A 15,540-nucleotide genomic window follows, 5' to 3' on the forward strand; every position below is an offset into this window, starting at 1 on the left:
GCCCGACGCGCCATCTCACGGTCACCTCCCGACCCACACCACCGCCCGTCCCCTCCGAAGGGACCTGCACCGCCCGCCCCGCGCCCTCCCAGAGGACCAGCGCCACCACCCCTCCCTCTCCCAAAGGGACCTGTGCCGAAGTGCGGCGGGGAGCGGAGGGGCGGTGGGACACCCGGTGGTGAGCGAGCGTGCCGACGTCAGGGAGCCAGCGCCTCCAGAGCCTCCTCCGCCCGCCGCATCGCCTCCTTGGCGTCCGTCATGACGAACTCCCGGTCGAAGTTCAGGTCATGGAAGACGTCCGTCACCCCCTGGTCGGCCAGCGCCACCACATCGCTCCTGATCTTGGAGTACGTGCCCGTCAGCGGCCGCTCCTCATCCACGTCCCGGACCTGGGTGACGCCCCGGCACACGTACCGGAAGGCACTGCCGTCCCGCCCCGACTCCGCCAGCGTCCCCTTGATCAGGGCGATCCGCCCGGCGATGGCGGCCAGGTCCTCGCGGCTGGAGCTCACCCACCCGTCGGCCACCCGCGCCGCCCGCCGCAGCGCGACCTCGGCCGTGCCACCGAGCAGGATCGGCGGCGGCCCCGGCACCGGCTTGGGGTCGATGTGGGACGGCGGCACCCGGTAGAACTCGCCGCCGTGCTCCACCGGGTCGTCGGCCCACGCCTTGCGCAGCACCTCGACGAACTCCTCGCCCCGCCGCCCGCGCCGCGCCATGTCCACGCCCGCCGCCTCGAACTCCTCCGGCAGCCAGCCCAGCCCGATCCCCGCGGTGAGCCGGCCGCCGGAGAGCGTCTGGAGCGTGGCGAGCTGCTTGGCCAGCGGCACCGGCTGCACGTACGCGTTGATCACCGCCACGCCCAGCCCGATCCGCTCGGTGACGGCCGACAGGTGGGCCAGCGTGATGAGCGGGTCGTGCACGCTGCGGTAGGTCGGCCCCATCGGGTGCCCGACGGGGTACAGCACCCGCTGGAACGTCCAGAGCTCGGCATAGCCCAGCTCCTCCGCGCGGGTGGCGATGCGGCGCATGTTGTCGGGAGTGGCCCAGGGCCCTGACACGGGTACGGCGAAACCGACTCTCATGGCCCCTAGTCTGTACGACGTGAATTCGTTCTTGAAGTGAGCGTGTGACCTGCGCGGGAATATGTGGCGTCACCCGTGTCGTGGAGGCCGGCCGCGGCCACCACCCCGGCCGGCCCATGGTGCGGGGCACCCGCCGACCGGGTGCCCCCGCCATCGCGCACACTCATGTGGTCACTTTGCTGTTGCCGCTCAGCACCGTCTGATAGGTGCTCTCCCCGCTGTGGATCACCTGGACCTCGACACGTGTCCAATATCTGACCCCGGGCAGCTTGGCGCGGTGTATCTGCGGGTGATGGCCGAGAGTGCACGCCCGCCACCCGCTGGATGTGGTGGTGACGACGCCGCCCTCGTACATCCTGTACCTCACCCGGCAGGGGCGGCCGGGATTGCCCCTGGAATTGAGGTAGATGTCCCCGGAGACCTGAACCCTGTCGGAACTGCACACTCCCACATTCCATCCACTATGGATGTAGTCGTTGCATCCGCCCCCGGCGGCGGTGGCAGCCGGCGCACCCGCGACCAGCACCGCGCTGATGGCCGCCGCCGTCACTCCCCCGGCGAGCGCGCGCAGCAGGACGGCTCTTCCCCGTAACGAATTCACTTGCGCTCCTCACTTCTGGTCACCGACTTCTGGATTCCGACGGTAGGAGAGCGAGAGCCGAACATACTTACCGTTCAGCGCCAACGTGTTGTCATCGCGTGCCAGATTCAAGGACCCGGCACGACGTCGGGCGACGCGGGGTCGCCTGCCGCGGACGAGGCCGGCGGCGCGGTGGAGATCGCAGGTCCCGGGCGACCGCGTCCGGTGGCACGCGCGCCCGACACCGCCCCATAGTCTGTACGCGTGGGGCTGGAGGACGAGCTCGCGGGGATCGCCGCGGCATATGGGGGCAGGGGCGAGCCGGTTTTACACCCGACCCGCACGGACGTCGTGGTGTTACGGATGGGCGAGGTCGTGGTCAAGGCACACTCCGCCCGCGACGACGCCGAGTCGTTGCGGCCCAAGTTGAAGGCGACGGCTTCGGCCTCGGTCAGCGGCGTGATGCTGCCCCCGCTGGAGCCCGAGGTGCTGGAGGCGGCCGGCCGCGCGGTGACGGTGTGGCCGGCGGGCCGCCCCGTCGCGCAGGACGACCCCGACTCGGCGCCCTGGGAGGAAGGGGCCAGGCTGCTGGCCAGGCTGCACGCCATCCCCCTCACGCTGCTGCCGGGCCTGCCGCCCGCCGGAGGGCCCGCCAGGGCCGCCCGCGCGGTGGCCCGCATGCCGGGCGACGGTCCCGTCGAGCAGCTCGTCAGGCGGGCGTTCAAAGAACTGCCAGAGCCGCACTCCTCGTCGCTGCCCGAGCTGCTGACGCACGGCGACTGGCATCTGGGCCAGCTCGTCCACCGCGACCGCTGGCTGCTCATCGACGTGGACGACCTCGGCGTCGGCGACCCGGCATGGGACCTGGCCAGGCCCGCCGCCTGGTACGCCGCGGGCCTGCTCGACCCGGCCGTGTGGGAGCGGTTCCTGGGCGCGTATCTGGCCTCGGGCGGGCCCGCGCTGGGCCACGGCGACGACCCCTGGGGGCGGCTCGACCTGCCCGCCAGGGCACTGACCGTCCAACTGGCCGCCGTGGCGGTGCTCAACGCCGATCGCGAAGGCCGGGAACTGGACGAGGTCGAACATTCGTTGGTCGAATCGTGCAACAGAATCGTCCGAGCGTGATGACGTTGCGCGCGGTAGGTTTCACCCTGAGACCTCAAAGCCAAGGAGAGCGACTTAGATGCAGTGCCCTAAGTGCCGCGGAAGCATGCGGACCTATGAGCGCAACGGCGTCCACATCGAGCAGTGCGACAACTGCCGCGGGATCTTCCTCGACTACGGCGAGCTCGAGACGCTGACCCGGATGGAGACGCAGTACCACGCGCCGCCCCCTCCCGCCCCTGGCCACGCCCCCGGCCCCGCCTGGGGCGCCCCGCAGCACGGCGGCCACTACGGCCACCACCGCGGGCAGCGTAGCTGGGTGGGCATGCTGTTCTCCACCTGATCGCGAAGGCCGCGCACCTCATGGTGCGCGGCCTGTTTTTCAGCGCCTGTTCCGGCTCCGGGGCCTCAGCCGCCGGGGAAGTCGTCCGGATCCACGGGCGAGGTGCGGGCGTTGCCGCCGGTGATGGCGTGCAGCGTGATCCGCCAGTCGTGCCAGAGGATCTGCGTGGCGGTGAACGTCGTCTTGAACTTCACCGTCTTCTGGAACCGCTCGAAGCTGCAGTTCCTGGTGAACGCCTTGGTCTTGCCGTCCCAGTCCACGCCGTGCGTGAAGTAGATCTTGTAGTTGCCGTCCCGTACGCCCCGGACCTTGAACTTGGTCTTCCTGCGCACGTAGACGCTCATCGTCTTCGAGCCGCCCTTCATGACCGTGACGACGGCGTCGCGGGTGCTGCCGTTGTCGATCTCCAGGGAGCTGCGGCCGTTGAGCGTGCTCTTGCGAATGAAGGCGCCGTTGCGCAACCTCCTGGTCTGGCGGTCGCCGGCCTTGACGTTCACGACGTCGGCCGGGTAGTCGCCGGCGCTCTGCAGGGCCTTGCCCGCCTCGTCGAGCGCGGCCAGCTTGTCGTCGAGGTCGATCAACACGGCCGATGACGTGCACAGGTCCTTGGCGCCGACCTTGCCCGACGTGGAGCCCAACTCGGTGGAGAAGTCGCGCAGGGCGGTGACGTAGGCATCGTGCTGGGCGCGTACGGCCTCGGGCGGGGCCAGGGCGCCCAGCGCGTCGGCGGCGCCGGTCAGCTCCCGCTCGGCGCGCTCGACCCGCTGGTCCAGCGCCTTGATCCCGCGCGCGCCCGTCAGGGCCTTGATCGCGTCTGCCATCGATTCGCGCCGGCTGTCGAGCTCGCCCTTGTACGCCTCCGGCGTCAGCGCGGCCGCGCTCGGGCTGCCCTCGGCCGGACCGCTTCCGGTGGCGGGAGCGGCACCCTGGCCACCGGCGACACCGGAGACCGTCGCGTCACCGCCGGTCGGTGACGGCGCGCCGGAGGAGCACGCGCCGAGCGTGAGCGTCGCCGCGGCGAGAACACAGGAGATCAACCGGGGTGCAGCCACCTGTCACACTATCGCCGGGTTGATCCCCTACCGTCAATTACGATTCCGTCAGTCCGTCCTCCCGGTCCTGCCGCAGCCACCGCGTGATCCCGAGCGTCTCCAGGAACGGCAGGTCGTGGCTGACCACGATCAGTGCTCCCCGGTACGCGGCCAGCGCCTGCGCGAGCTGGCGGACGCTGGCCATGTCCAGGTTGTTGGTCGGCTCGTCGAGCAGGAGCAGTTGCGGCGGCGGATCGGCGGACAGCAGCGCGGCCAGGGTGGCGCGGAAGCGCTCGCCGCCCGACAGCGTGCCGACCGCCTGGTTGACCCGTTCGCCCCGGAAGAGGAAGCGCGCCAGGCGGGCGCGTACCTCGTTGACGGTGGCGGCGGGGGCCACGGCGCGCACGTTGTCCACCACGCTGAGCCCGTCGTCCAGCAGGTCGAGCCGCTGGGGCAGGTAGCGTACGGGCACGTGGGCGCCGTGCTCCATGATCCGCTTGAGGAGCGTGGTCTTGCCCGACCCGTTGGGGCCGAGCAACGCGATCCGCTCAGGACCGCGCACGACCAGCGACTCCAGCACGGCGGCCACCCGCTCCTCCGCCTCCGCCGCCGGCCGCTCCGGCGGCTCAGGCGGCTCAGGGCGGCCCGGCGGTCCGGACGGCTCCAGGGGCAGCGTCAGGACCGTGCGGCCCGCGGGGACCTCGGTGCCCGGCAGTTCGATGCGGATCTCGGCGTCGTCGCGTACGGCCCTCTCGGCCTCGGTGAGCCGGTCGCGGGCCTCCTCCAGTCTCTCCAGGTGGAGGGTGCGCTGCTTCCCGGCGGTGACCTGGGCCTTGCCCTTGAGGGTGTTGGCGACGATCTTGGGGACCTTCTTGTTCTCGAAGGCCTTCCTGCCGTACCGCAGCCCCCTGTCGGTCCTGGTCCTGGACTCGACGAGCTCCCGCTGCTGCCGTCGCACGTCCCCCTCGGCGGTGCGCACGACGCGTTCGGCGGCGTCCTGCTCGGTCGCCACCCGCTCCTCATAGTCGCTGAGGTTGCCCCCGTACATGCGCACGGCCCCGTCGCGCAGCTCGGCGATCTGGTCGACCAGTTCGAGCAGCGCCCGGTCGTGGCTGACCACCACCAGCACCCCCTGCCAGGCGGCGACCGCGGCGTAGAGCCGCCGCCGCGCGTCCAGGTCGAGGTTGTTGGTGGGCTCGTCGAGCAGCAGCACCTCGGGCCGTTTGAGCAACTGGGCGGCCAGCGCGACCATGATGGTCTCGCCGCCGGACAGCGTGCCGACCGTGCGGTCGAGCCCGATGTGGCCGAGCCCGAGCCGGTCGAGCTCCGCCAGGGCGCGCTCCTCCACGTCCCAGTCGTCGCCGACCGCGGTGAAGTGCTCCTCGGCGACGTCGCCGCCCTCGATGGCGTGCAGCGCCGCCCGCGTCGCGCTGATCTCCAGCAGGTCCGACACGGTACGGCTCGCGCCCAGCGGCACGTTCTGGGGCAGGTATCCCACCTCGCCCGAGACCGACACGCTCCCGGACCGGGGCGCCAGCTCCCGCGCGATGATCTTCAGTAGGGTCGACTTGCCCGACCCGTTGACGCCGATGAGCCCGGTACGGCCCGCGGGGAACGCGGCGTCGAGCCCGTCGAGGACCGTGGTGCCGTCCGGCCAGCCGAAGGACACGTGGTCGACCACAATGGAAAAAGACATAAGGCGGCTCCCATCACAAAACCCGAAATTTCGTGACTTGGCGGGAATCACCGCATACGCATGCGACACATGGGAAAGAAGAACGAGTCCGCGGCAGGGTCGAGGATGCGTTCGAGGTCCAGGTGTGCGCACGCGTGCCCATGACAGGGCGGAACGGCGCGGTGCCCGCGACCTCAGATCCTCACGTCAACTGCCTCCACGGCTCGGCGATAAGACATTCGAAAGCTTAGGGGATGCCCAGATCACGTGGCAAGTTTCCGAGCCCGGTGGGCGGCCACGTTGACCCTGTTCGCGCAGGCCGGCGAGCAGAACCGGCGCCGCCCGTTGCGCGAGGTGTCCACGTAGACGATCTCGCACCCGTCCCTGCCGCACCGCCCGAGCCGCCCGCCGCCGGCGAAGCACATGGCCATGGCCAGGCCGCCCGCCGAGGTGTCGCGCGCCCTGGAGACGATGTCGGCGTCGATGGAGAAGAAGTGCAGGTGGGGCTCGCGGCCGTCGTGGGCGCTGACGTACGGCTTGGACGCGGTGACGTCGAGCAGCTCGTTGACCAGCTTGATCTGCAGCTCCTGGTCGCTCTCCCCGAACACCGGGGCCAGCCGGCGCGCCCACGCCCGCAGTTCGCCCGCCTGCTCCACCGTCACGGCGGTGCGCAGCAGCCGGTGCTCGGTGAGCATCGCCTCGACGGCCCCGGGCGTGAAGTCGGTGGCGTTGACCAGGGCCGCCGCGAGGGCCGCCCCGTTGCCCCCGTAAGCGTTGAAATGCATAAGGCCATTACATCAGGTTGGAATCATGCACTCCAGAGATCTACACGATCCCCTCGCCATGACCGTGATCTCCTCCCACCGCACCTCCGAGGGCCTGGTCTCTTACTTACGGTGCGCCTGTGGCGCGTGGGAGGTGCGCACCGCGCGCATGGTCGCCACCGCCACGCCGCGATCACCGCGCACCATCGACTGACACGCCGCCCAGCCCCTAGAGTCGGGGCCAAGCACCCCCTGGAGGTCAGGCATGTCCAGCATTCCCTCCCTGCTGCGCGACCGGATCGCGGCGACCCCCGACGCAGAGGCGTACCGAGTGCCCTCAGATGGCGGGTGGACCTCTTTGACTTGGCGGGAGGTGGGCGAGCGCGTACGCGGGCTCGCCCTCGGCCTGTCCAAGCTGGGCTCGGGCCCCGGCACCCGCGTGTCGATCCTGTGCTCGACGCGGCTCGAATGGATTCTGACGGACCTGGCGGTGCTGGCCACGGGGGCGGCCACGACGACGATCTATCCGTCCAACACGGCCGCCGAGTCCGCGTTCGTCATCACCGACTCGGGCAGCACGATCGTCATCGCCGAGAACGACGACCAGGTCGCCAAGCTCAGGTCCGTACAGAAGGAGCTGTCCGACGTCGCCCACGTGGTGGTCATCGACGGCTCGGCCGCCGACGACGGCTGGGTGGTCACGCTCGACTCGGTGAGCGACGGCGAGGGCGACTACGACGCGATGGTGGACGCCATCGCCCAAAACGACCTGGCCACCCTCATCTACACCTCGGGCACCACCGGCCGGCCCAAGGGCGTGGAGCTGACCCACGACAACTGGATCTACGCCGCCGGCGCGGTCCGCGAGCTCGACCTGCTCTCCGGCGACGACCTGCACTTCCTGTGGCTGCCGCTGTCGCACTCCTTCGGCAAGCTGCTGGAGGTCGTGATGATCCACATCGGCGTGCCGACCGCGATCGACGGCCGCCTGGACAAGATCGCCGAGAATCTCGGCGTGGTGAAGCCGACCATCATGGCGGCGGCGCCGCGCATCTTCGAGAAGATTCACAACACGGTCGTGGCGACCCAGCAGCGCGAGGGCGGTGCCAAACTGCGCATCTTCACCTGGGCGCGCAAGACGGGCATCAGGGTCGTCAAGGCCCGCCAGCGCGGCGCGGAGATCCCGGTCACCACCAGGCTGGAATACGCCGTCGCCGACCGCCTGGTCTTCTCCAAGCTCCGTGCCCGGTTCGGCGGCCGGATCCGCTTCTTCATCTCCGGCGCCGCCCCGCTGTCCCAGGACATCGCCGAGTTCTTCGACGCGGCCGGCCTGACCATCCTGGAGGGCTACGGCCTGACCGAGTCGTCGGCGGGCAGCTTCCTCAACCGGCCCGACTCGGTGCGGTTCGGCACGGTCGGCCCGCCGCTCCCGGGCACCGCGGTCCGCATCGCCGAGGACGGCGAGGTCCTCATCGGCGGGCGCGGCATCATGCGCGGTTACCACGGGTTGCCGCAGGAGAGCGCCGAGGCGCTGGACGACGGCTGGCTGCGCACGGGCGACATCGGCGAGCTCGACGAGGCCGGGCGGCTGCGCATCACCGACCGCAAGAAGGAGCTCATCAAGACCTCAGGCGGCAAATACGTCGCGCCCACCTACCTGGAGGGCCGGATCAAGGCGGCCTGCCCGTACGTGTCGCACGTGTTCGTGCACGGCGACCTGCGCAACTACGTCACGGCGCTGGTCACCCTCGACATGGACGTGGTCACCCCGTGGGCGCAGGCCGAGTCGCTGCCCGCCGACGCGGAGAAACTGAGCGGGCACCCGCGCATGCGCGAGGAGGTCGAGAAGGCGATCGACCAGGTCAACGCCGACCAGGCCAGCTACGCGACGGTCAAGAAGTTCGCGATCCTGGCCGAGGACTTCACGGTGGAGACCGGCGAGCTGACGGCCAGCCTGAAGATCAAGCGCAAGGCCGTCGAGGCGCGCCACAGCGCGACGCTCGACTCCTTCTACGCCTGACCGGTGAAGGCGGTCACGCGCACGGTGTGGCCGCCCGACTCCAGGGTCACGGTGGCCGGCCCGGTGGTGAGCACCGCGCCGACCCACACGGCCGAGTGCCCGGCACAGCCGGTGAAGCGGTAGGACGCCGTGCCGTCGGCCAGCGAGTAGACGTTGTCGGCGCGGTAGCACGCCTGGTCGAACAGCAGCGCGGTGCCCGGCGTCCTGGTGGTCAGGGTGACGTCGGCGCATCGGCGCTGCCCCGGCGGGTCGTTGACGTCGGCAACGGTGGCGGCGGCACAAGCGGTGGCGGTACAGGCGGTGGCGAGCAGCAGCGCGCCCGCGGCGAGAAGTCTCATGCCCCCCGTTACACCGGCCGCCCGCGTAGGGTTCCTGACGTGATCTCGCATCTCCCGGTACGCCCCCGGCACTGCGACGCCCAGGCCATGATGCACGCGGCCCGCTACTACGAGTACTTCGAGGACGCCTTCCTCGACTGGCTGGGTGCCAGGGGCGGCTACGACCGGCTCCGGGCGGAGGGCGCCGACGTGGTGGTCAAGGCCAGCGGCTGCGAGCACCACTCCCCCGCCAGGCTCGGCGACGTGCTGGCCGTGGAGAGCGCGCCGGCCCGGGTCGGCACCACGTCGATCACGATGACGTTCACCATGCGGCGCGGGGAGGAGCTGGTGGCCGTCGGCACGATCACGTACGTGTGCGTCCGCGACGGCCGCGCGGCCCCGCTCCCTGCGATGCTCACAACACCCGCTTAGCTCCGGGCAGCGAGCGCGCCAGGTAGGCGATCCACCAGCACAGCGGCAGCGCCAGGGCCAGCACGATCGCGAACTTGACGATCGCGATCGCCTCCAGCCACCGGAACGCCCAGCCGAGCCCGACGAGCACGAGCGGGTGGATGACGTAGACGGTGTAGGCGTGGTCGGCCAGGAACCTCCCGCGCGGCCCCTGGCGGTTGAACCGTTCCCTGAACCACACCGTCAGCCCGATGATCATGCTGACCGCGAACGCCGACTCCCACAGGGCCGACACCGCCGAGGAGAGCGCCCCGCCGGTCACGAACAGCAGCGGCACCAGCACCGCGCTCGACACACCGGCCGCGACGAACCCCAGCCGCCCCGCCCGCGCGGGCAGCGTCTCGAACCAGCCGCGCCTGAAGGCCACGCAGCCGAGCGCGAACATGCTCGCGTACTGCGGCAGGAACTGCGGCGACGGCAGCCCGAGCACCGGAACGTAGGTGCCGGTCGGCACCGGGATCCGCCACAGGAACGTCACGGCCGCAAGCCCCAGCACGTAGAGCACGATCCACTTCGCCCTGAGCGGCTCGGCACGCTGCTCAAGGGGGGCGCGGCGACTCCGCCACAGCGCGTAGGCCAGCGCGAAGACGATCAGCACCTCGGCGAACCACATGGGGCCCGGGTCCCACGAGCCGATGTAGTAGTGCCAGTACGGCATGCCCTCCCGCCCGGCGAACCCGCCGAAGTTGACCAGGGGCCGCAGCAGCACGAGGAAGACCAGCAGCGGAATGCCCAGCCGGATCAGCCGGTCGCGCACGAACGAGCGCCCGCCCTTGCGGTCGTGGGAGCCGGGGGTGAAGAAGCCGGAGATGAGGAAGAAGAAGCCCATGAAGAACGCCTGGTCGAACATCACCAGCAGGTCGAGCAGGCCGCCCGAGGCGTCCTTGGCGGGCTCGGTGTAGAACCACAGCGGGATGTTGCCGTACGTGACCGCCACGTGGTGGGCGACGACCAGCACGGTCAGCACGATCCTCAGGTTGTCGATCGCGTAGAGCCTGGTCCTGGTTCTCGGCTCGGCCTTCATTTCCTGCATGCCCTTTCGAAGAGGTCGGCGAGCTGCCTGGCGTGTGCGTCGAGGTCGTGATCCGGAGTGGTCACCCAGTAAGCGAACATGTTGTCGATGGCCGAGGAGTGGGTGATCGCCATGACGCGGGTGTCGAAGTCCCTGAACTCCCCGCTCTCCTGGCCGAAGAGATAGATCCGTTCCAGGGCGAGGTAGACGTCCTCGTTGGCCTTGATCCCGTAGCGCGGCCGACCGTCGGCGGTGCGGAAGTTGTAGAAGATCTCCCCCAGCGCCTTGAGCTGGCTGCGGTGGCCGCGCATGTGCTCGGCCACGGCCAGGATGTGCGTCCTGAGCAGCTCGGTGGCCGTGACCACGCCCTCCATCTTCGCGGCCACGTGCTCGGCGATGGTGCCGTAGGTGCGCTCGACGACCTCCACCATCAGCTCGTCCTTGCCGGCGAAATGGTAGGAGATGACGCCCTTGCTGATGCCCGCGTGCTTGGCGATCCGCGCCAGCGACGCCTGGGCGAAGCCGGACTCGGCGATGACCTCGATGGCGGACGCCACGATCTGGGCGCGCCTGGCCTCCTCGATGAACGACCGAGGCTTCTGGCCGACCGGCTCATTTTCTGACCGCATGGCCAAAATTTAGCACGCTCGGATGGAGCCCGCGAGACGAGGGTGGTCAGAAGGGCAGCCAGCCCATGCGGCCGTACCAGGTGCCGCCGGCCGCGAGGTGGTCGGCGATGCCGCGTTCGAGCCGGGTGCGGCGGGGCAGCGCGGCGGCGTCACCCGGGGAAGGGGCGTCGCCGCCGAACACGAACGCCAGCAGGTCGCTGTTGTCGAACCGGTGCAGCAGGTGGAAGCGGCGCTGGAAGGCGAGGATGTTGGAGTCGGCGGGCAGATATCGCGCGAGCTGGTCGTCGAGCAGCCACGAGCCGCACGTCATGACCCGGACCTCGTCCCCGGGAAAGTGCCGGGGAAAGAACCGCCGGGCCCGCTCGAACGAGGCGTCGCACGCCTCGGGCGTCAGCGGGCCGTGGAAGTCGGGCACGTGCACCCCGAGCGACGGCGATCCGGGCCCCACCGGCAGCCCGGCGGCGCGGAGGGTCTCGCCGGTGGTCCGGCCCAGCGTGTCGCGGTTGAACTGGAGCCGGCCCAGCTCGTAGAGGATGCCCCGGGCGTGCAGCATGAACCAGTAGGGCACGAGCAGGCCGCCGGTGCCGAAGCGCTTGCGGTGCACGGCCATGTTGCGCCCCAGGTCGGTGAACGTCGCCCAGGACACCTCCTCCGGGACGCCCAGCTCGCGGTGGTAGGCGCGGGTGTGCGGGAGAGTGGCCAGGAAGACGTAGACGTAGAAGTAGGGCCCCAGCTCGGGCAGCGACTGGAACGGCGGCGGATCGGCCATCTCGCCCATGGTGGACACGAGCGAGTGCGCGCACCGCTCGGCCAGCCACCACTGCCAGGTGCCCGGCTCGGGGCGGGCGGCGAGGACCGCGTTGACGTCCTCGTGCGGCACCGCGAGCCGCAGCAGCTCGTCGGCCAGGTCGCCGCCGGGCAGGGCGAGGTCGAAGCCGCCGAGCGACTCCAGGTGCGCGAGCCAGTCGGGATAGGGCCGAAGCAGGGCTTTGACGTCCATCGGAGTCAGCCTAGCCGCCCCTGGTAAATCGTCCTGGCCTGCTGCAGCAGGGACACGTGGTCGCCGAACTGGTAGGGGCTGGCGAGCCTGCCGTGCTGCCTGATCAGGTCCTCCAGCAGGTCGAGCCATTCCAGGCACCAGAGCACGTCGTCCCGCCTGGCTACCTGGCGGCCGCCGACGTCCACGTACACGGGGCTGGTCAGGGCGTAGCCGGTGGTGGTCAGCGTGCGCGGGTGCGGGTCGCACAGGACCTCGGCCATCACGTACGTCGGCGCCTCCACCCGGAACTCGGCCGTCACCGTCAGCAGGTCCTCGCCGCGCCGCCGGTAGTCCGCCGACAGGCGTTCCGCCCCCGCCCGCACGCCCTCCGCCGTGCGGATGCGGACCGCCGCCACCTCGGGGCCGATGGCGGAGGCGGTGACGCTGATGCGCTCCCCCTCGCGGGCCAGGTGCACGTGGCCGGGACCGTGGCCGTTCACCGTCATCTCCAGCCAGGGGCCGGTCGTGGCGAACGTACGGCCCGCGCGTACGGCCGCCGCGAACGACCGGGCGGTCAGCTCGCCGTCGATCTGGGCGTAGACGCGCGCCCAGCCGGGCGGGTTCGACTGGTTGTCCGAGCGGGTGAACGAGATCATCGCGTCCGTGCCCGCGGTCACCGCCAGCCGGTTGCCCGCGCCGATCAGCCGCCGGTACACCGCCGCCGTGGACGGGATCGAGGCGTGGGTGAGCACGTCGAGGCTGTCGACGAGCCCGAGCGCGGCGTCGGCCACAAGCTCGCGGGCGGCGCAGTTGCGCGGCGCGGGCGACACGATGCCCTTGGGCGGGTCGCCGTCGCCGATCGGGGTGCGGAACGGGTGGCTGTAGCCGACCAGCGCACCGAGTCCGCGCAGCTCGCGCAGCCCGTCGGCGTTGGGCGGCCAGTCCGCGTCGCCGTCGAAACCCGTGTGGTAGCGGCCCGGGGCCGAGCGCGGCGCGAAGGCGTAGATGTGGCCGAGCAGGTCGTTGCGGTATTCGACGCCCATCCTGGCCAGGTGGGTGCCGTCGGACCAGGGCAGGTCCTGGCCGGTCCAGTGCTCCAGCGCCTCGCGGTCGTAGACGCGGCGGCCGGAGACGTTGCCGGCCAGCAGGTTGAGCACGTGCAGGTCCTCGCCGTGCTGGGCGGCGGCCGCGTCCGCGGGCACGCCGACCAGGTCGCCCGCCCAGTTGAGGTGGACGTGCATGTCGGCGCCGTACCAGCCGCGCCTGGCGGCGTCGTAGATGCGTTCGGGGGTCAGCTCGATCCGGTGCTCGGCGCCGGGCTCCGGGGTCAGCTCCAGCCGGGCCTCGTCGTACTCCATGCCCCTGGCGGCGATGATCGTCAGGGCGGTGGAGGGGACCTCCAGGACGAGGTCGTCGCCGTGGAAGTACGGGCGGCCGTGGTAGTCGTGGCGGTTGGGGGTGTCGGGCGGGAACCAGCCGCTGCCGTCGGCGGCCACGACGCTCCACCGGCAGGGCATCCCCGCCACCAGGCGCAGCCGGGACGCGCGGATGGGCCGCAGGAGGGTGTCCAGGCGGACGCGGGTGCCGTCGACGACGACCGTGCTGTCCTGGTCGACCTCGACGAGCCAGGCGCCGCCCGGCGGGAGCAGCCGCTGGGCGTCGTCCACGCCGACCAGGCAGGGCTCCTCCCGCCTGGAGTCGATGAGCAGCGACATCCGCTCCTCGCCGCGCCCCGGCAGCGGCGGGGTTTGCGCGCCGCCGGACGGCGCGGGCCTGGCGCCGCCGGGCAGCACCACGAACGGCACCTCGCCCGCCCAGCGGGCCGCCCTGCCGCGCCGGCCGCCCTCCCCCTCGCCCTGGATGGGGCGCAGCGGGTTCGACGGGAGCAGGACCGTCCTCGGGGCGCCCTCCAGGGCCACCCCGTCCTCCTCGATCCGTACGGCGACGAGGTGTCCCGGCAGGTCACCGTCGAGGGTGTCGCGCAGCACCCGGTCGTAGTCGGGCTCGTCGAGGCGGGCGGCGAGCTGGTCGAGCGGCCGGTCGGGATGCTTCTCGGCCACCGCCTTCAGCACGAGCTCCCAGAACCGGTCGAACAGCGCGGGCGGCAGCACTCTGCGCCTGGCGAAGAACTTCACGTAAGGGATCTCCGGCTCCCCCCAGGTGATCCCGTGCTCGCCCAGGAGGCGGCCGTACTCCTCCAGCGCGCCCGCCACCGTTTCCGGCAGCATCGACTCCGCACACATACGAGCCTCTCCCCACGTCGGTTGCGCGACATCGTGACATGGATCACGGGGCCGGTCCGACCGGTGCCGAGGCGGGGGGTGGGGATACTTCAACCCCGGGAGAGGTATCTTCACTCCGGGGTTTCCGATGCTGCTCCGGCACCCGGATGAGGGCGTCTCGTTCGCGGCTTTTCAGGGGCTTTCGAGGGGTTCTTTGCCAGAATCTTTTACCTTCCCCTTACCGGACGGTGACGGGCTTCTGGCGGGCGGTGACGGGCTTGCGGCGGGCCTGGCGAAGGCGGCCAGGAGGCGGTCGGCCGCGAGCGCCGGGGTGAGCCCGCCCGCCAGCACCTCCCGCTCCACCTCCTCCGCGATCGCGGTCACCCCCGGGTCGTTGCGCAGCTCGGTCAGCAGCCGGTCCTGCACCAGCGTCCAGGTCCACCGCACCTGCTGCCGGCGGCGTTTGCCGGCCAGGTCGAGCCCGTCCTGGTGGTCCAGCACGTGCCGCCAGAGGTCGTCCAGCCCGTCGCCGGTGAGCCCGCTGCAGGTGAGCACGGGCGGCGGGGCCGCGCCCGAGCGCAGCATGCGCAGCGCCCCGGCCAGCTCCCGGGCCGCCTTCCTGGCCGGCAGCTCGTGCTCGCCGTCGGCCTTGTTGACCGCGATGACGTCTGCCAGCTCCAGCACGCCCTTCTTGATGCCCTGGAGCTGGTCGCCGGTGCGGGCCAGGGTGAGCAGCAGGAACGTGTCCACCATGTCGGCCACCGAGGTCTCCGACTGCCCCACCCCGACGGTCTCCACCAGGACGATGTCGAAGCCGGCCGCCTCCACCACGACCATGGCCTCCCTGGTCGCCTTGGTGACGCCGCCGAGGGTGCCGGAGGTGGGCGAGGGGCGGATGTAGGCGGCGGGGTCGACCGACAGGCGGGCCATGCGGGTCTTGTCGCCGAGGATGCTGCCGCCCGTCCTGCTGGACGAGGGATCCACGGCCAGCACGGCGAGCTTGTGTCCGTCACCCGTCAGCCGGGTGCCGAGCGCGTCGATGAACGTGGACTTCCCCGACCCCGGCACGCCCGACACGCCGACCCTGCGCGCTTTTCCCGAGAACGGGGTCAGCTCGATGAGCAGCCGCTGCGCGAGAGCGATGTGGTCGGGTCTCGTCGACTCGACAAGCGTTATGGCGCGGGCGATCCAGGTACGCGACCCGGCTCGTACGCCCTGCGCGTAGTCCTCCAGCGAGTGCACCCTGCGTGCCCCTTTCTTCCCAGATAGTGAGCCTAACGTCTGACAAGTTTTGACTTTTGCCAGTAG

Annotated in this window: 16 protein-coding genes; 5 read left to right on the plus strand and 11 right to left on the minus strand. The window is 71.0% G+C overall.

The features are described from left to right. Positions 1-197: 197 nt before the first annotated feature. Complete coding sequence (locus C4V41_RS40110; RefSeq protein ID WP_103961249.1) at positions 198-1,085, minus strand: TIGR03619 family F420-dependent LLM class oxidoreductase; 888 nt, start codon at positions 1,083-1,085, stop codon at positions 198-200. Between the two features lie 163 nt (positions 1,086-1,248). Beyond that, a complete protein-coding gene (locus C4V41_RS61060) occupies positions 1,249-1,686 on the minus strand; it encodes a hypothetical protein (RefSeq protein ID WP_146103957.1) in 438 nt (145 codons plus the stop codon). A gap of 243 nt (positions 1,687-1,929) precedes the next feature. On the opposite strand from C4V41_RS61060, the gene C4V41_RS40120 reads away from it, so the two are divergent. Both C4V41_RS40120 and C4V41_RS40125 read left to right on the plus strand, forming a co-directional pair. Then, entirely contained in the window at positions 1,930-2,790 is an 861-nt protein-coding gene (locus C4V41_RS40120; protein ID WP_103961251.1) for a phosphotransferase, read from the plus strand. Positions 2,791-2,848: 58 nt separating this feature from the next. Further along, positions 2,849-3,112: a TFIIB-type zinc ribbon-containing protein gene (locus C4V41_RS40125; protein ID WP_103961252.1), complete on the plus strand. Its 264-nt coding sequence runs from the start codon at positions 2,849-2,851 to the stop codon at positions 3,110-3,112. 65 nt (positions 3,113-3,177) lie between these two features. Here C4V41_RS40125 and C4V41_RS62285 read toward each other — a convergent pair whose 3' ends face one another. The 3 genes from C4V41_RS62285 to C4V41_RS40140 all read right to left on the minus strand — a co-directional run bounded on the left by C4V41_RS62285 (position 3,178) and on the right by C4V41_RS40140 (position 6,603). Beyond that, positions 3,178-4,164, minus strand: a complete 987-nt coding sequence (locus C4V41_RS62285; RefSeq protein WP_160150551.1) for a hypothetical protein — start codon at positions 4,162-4,164, stop codon at positions 3,178-3,180. Positions 4,165-4,201: 37 nt separating this feature from the next. Beyond that, positions 4,202-5,839 carry an ABC-F family ATP-binding cassette domain-containing protein gene (locus C4V41_RS40135; RefSeq protein WP_103961254.1) on the minus strand — a complete coding sequence of 546 codons (1,638 nt, stop codon included), beginning with the start codon at positions 5,837-5,839 and terminating at the stop codon, positions 4,202-4,204. A 242-nt stretch (positions 5,840-6,081) separates the two neighbouring features. Next, positions 6,082-6,603, minus strand: a complete 522-nt coding sequence (locus tag C4V41_RS40140; protein WP_103961255.1) for a CGNR zinc finger domain-containing protein — start codon at positions 6,601-6,603, stop codon at positions 6,082-6,084. Positions 6,604-6,628: 25 nt separating this feature from the next. On the opposite strand from C4V41_RS40140, the gene C4V41_RS62290 reads away from it, so the two are divergent. Both C4V41_RS62290 and C4V41_RS40145 read left to right on the plus strand, forming a co-directional pair. Then, on the plus strand, positions 6,629-6,796 hold the full coding sequence (locus tag C4V41_RS62290) for a hypothetical protein (RefSeq protein WP_160150552.1): 168 nt from the start codon (positions 6,629-6,631) through the stop codon (positions 6,794-6,796). 51 nt (positions 6,797-6,847) lie between these two features. Continuing rightward, positions 6,848-8,602: an AMP-dependent synthetase/ligase gene (locus C4V41_RS40145; RefSeq protein WP_103961256.1), complete on the plus strand. Its 1,755-nt coding sequence runs from the start codon at positions 6,848-6,850 to the stop codon at positions 8,600-8,602. Here C4V41_RS40145 and C4V41_RS40150 read toward each other — a convergent pair. Continuing rightward, the gene (locus tag C4V41_RS40150) at positions 8,593-8,940 is read right to left on the minus strand and encodes a hypothetical protein (RefSeq protein ID WP_103961257.1); all 348 of its coding nucleotides are present in this window, start codon (positions 8,938-8,940) and stop codon (positions 8,593-8,595) included. The genes C4V41_RS40145 and C4V41_RS40150 overlap by 10 nt on opposite strands. Positions 8,941-8,979: 39 nt before the next feature. On the opposite strand from C4V41_RS40150, the gene C4V41_RS40155 reads away from it, so the two are divergent. Continuing rightward, positions 8,980-9,351, plus strand: a complete 372-nt coding sequence (locus C4V41_RS40155) for an acyl-CoA thioesterase (protein ID WP_103961258.1) — start codon at positions 8,980-8,982, stop codon at positions 9,349-9,351. On the opposite strand, the gene C4V41_RS40160 is transcribed toward C4V41_RS40155, so the two are convergent. From C4V41_RS40160 to meaB, 5 genes are all read right to left on the minus strand, one after another. Further along, the gene (locus C4V41_RS40160) at positions 9,335-10,423 is read right to left on the minus strand and encodes an acyltransferase family protein (protein ID WP_235030680.1); all 1,089 of its coding nucleotides are present in this window, start codon (positions 10,421-10,423) and stop codon (positions 9,335-9,337) included. The two genes, C4V41_RS40155 and C4V41_RS40160, sit on opposite strands and share 17 nt — an antisense overlap. Further along, positions 10,411-11,031, minus strand: a complete 621-nt coding sequence (locus tag C4V41_RS40165; protein WP_103961260.1) for a TetR/AcrR family transcriptional regulator — start codon at positions 11,029-11,031, stop codon at positions 10,411-10,413. Before C4V41_RS40165 ends, C4V41_RS40160 begins: the two co-directional genes overlap by 13 nt. Positions 11,032-11,077: 46 nt before the next feature. Continuing rightward, the gene (locus C4V41_RS40170) at positions 11,078-12,031 is read right to left on the minus strand and encodes an acyltransferase domain-containing protein (RefSeq protein WP_160150553.1); all 954 of its coding nucleotides are present in this window, start codon (positions 12,029-12,031) and stop codon (positions 11,078-11,080) included. A gap of 5 nt (positions 12,032-12,036) precedes the next feature. Then, positions 12,037-14,253: a CehA/McbA family metallohydrolase gene (locus C4V41_RS40175; RefSeq protein WP_146103959.1), complete on the minus strand. Its 2,217-nt coding sequence runs from the start codon at positions 14,251-14,253 to the stop codon at positions 12,037-12,039. 171 nt (positions 14,254-14,424) lie between these two features. Further along, a complete protein-coding gene (gene meaB, locus C4V41_RS40180; protein WP_103961262.1) occupies positions 14,425-15,474 on the minus strand; it encodes a methylmalonyl Co-A mutase-associated GTPase MeaB in 1,050 nt (349 codons plus the stop codon). Positions 15,475-15,540 lie beyond the last annotated feature (66 nt).

Origin of the sequence: Nonomuraea solani (assembly GCF_900108335.1) — a bacterium.
Classification (GTDB): domain Bacteria; phylum Actinomycetota; class Actinomycetes; order Streptosporangiales; family Streptosporangiaceae; genus Nonomuraea; species Nonomuraea solani.

Coding starts and splice junctions, on each gene's coding strand:
- C4V41_RS40160 (WP_235030680.1), bottom strand. CDS start 10,423: ATGCAGGAAATGAAGGCCGAGCCGAGAACCAGGACCAGGCTCTACGCG.
- C4V41_RS40150 (WP_103961257.1), bottom strand. CDS start 8,940: ATGAGACTTCTCGCCGCGGGCGCGCTGCTGCTCGCCACCGCCTGTACC.
- C4V41_RS40110 (WP_103961249.1), bottom strand. CDS start 1,085: ATGAGAGTCGGTTTCGCCGTACCCGTGTCAGGGCCCTGGGCCACTCCC.
- C4V41_RS40175 (WP_146103959.1), bottom strand. CDS start 14,253: ATGTGTGCGGAGTCGATGCTGCCGGAAACGGTGGCGGGCGCGCTGGAG.
- C4V41_RS40140 (WP_103961255.1), bottom strand. CDS start 6,603: ATGCATTTCAACGCTTACGGGGGCAACGGGGCGGCCCTCGCGGCGGCC.
- C4V41_RS40125 (WP_103961252.1), top strand. CDS start 2,849: ATGCAGTGCCCTAAGTGCCGCGGAAGCATGCGGACCTATGAGCGCAAC.
- C4V41_RS40135 (WP_103961254.1), bottom strand. CDS start 5,839: ATGTCTTTTTCCATTGTGGTCGACCACGTGTCCTTCGGCTGGCCGGAC.
- C4V41_RS40145 (WP_103961256.1), top strand. CDS start 6,848: ATGTCCAGCATTCCCTCCCTGCTGCGCGACCGGATCGCGGCGACCCCC.
- C4V41_RS62290 (WP_160150552.1), top strand. CDS start 6,629: ATGCACTCCAGAGATCTACACGATCCCCTCGCCATGACCGTGATCTCC.
- C4V41_RS40165 (WP_103961260.1), bottom strand. CDS start 11,031: ATGCGGTCAGAAAATGAGCCGGTCGGCCAGAAGCCTCGGTCGTTCATC.
- C4V41_RS40170 (WP_160150553.1), bottom strand. CDS start 12,031: ATGGACGTCAAAGCCCTGCTTCGGCCCTATCCCGACTGGCTCGCGCAC.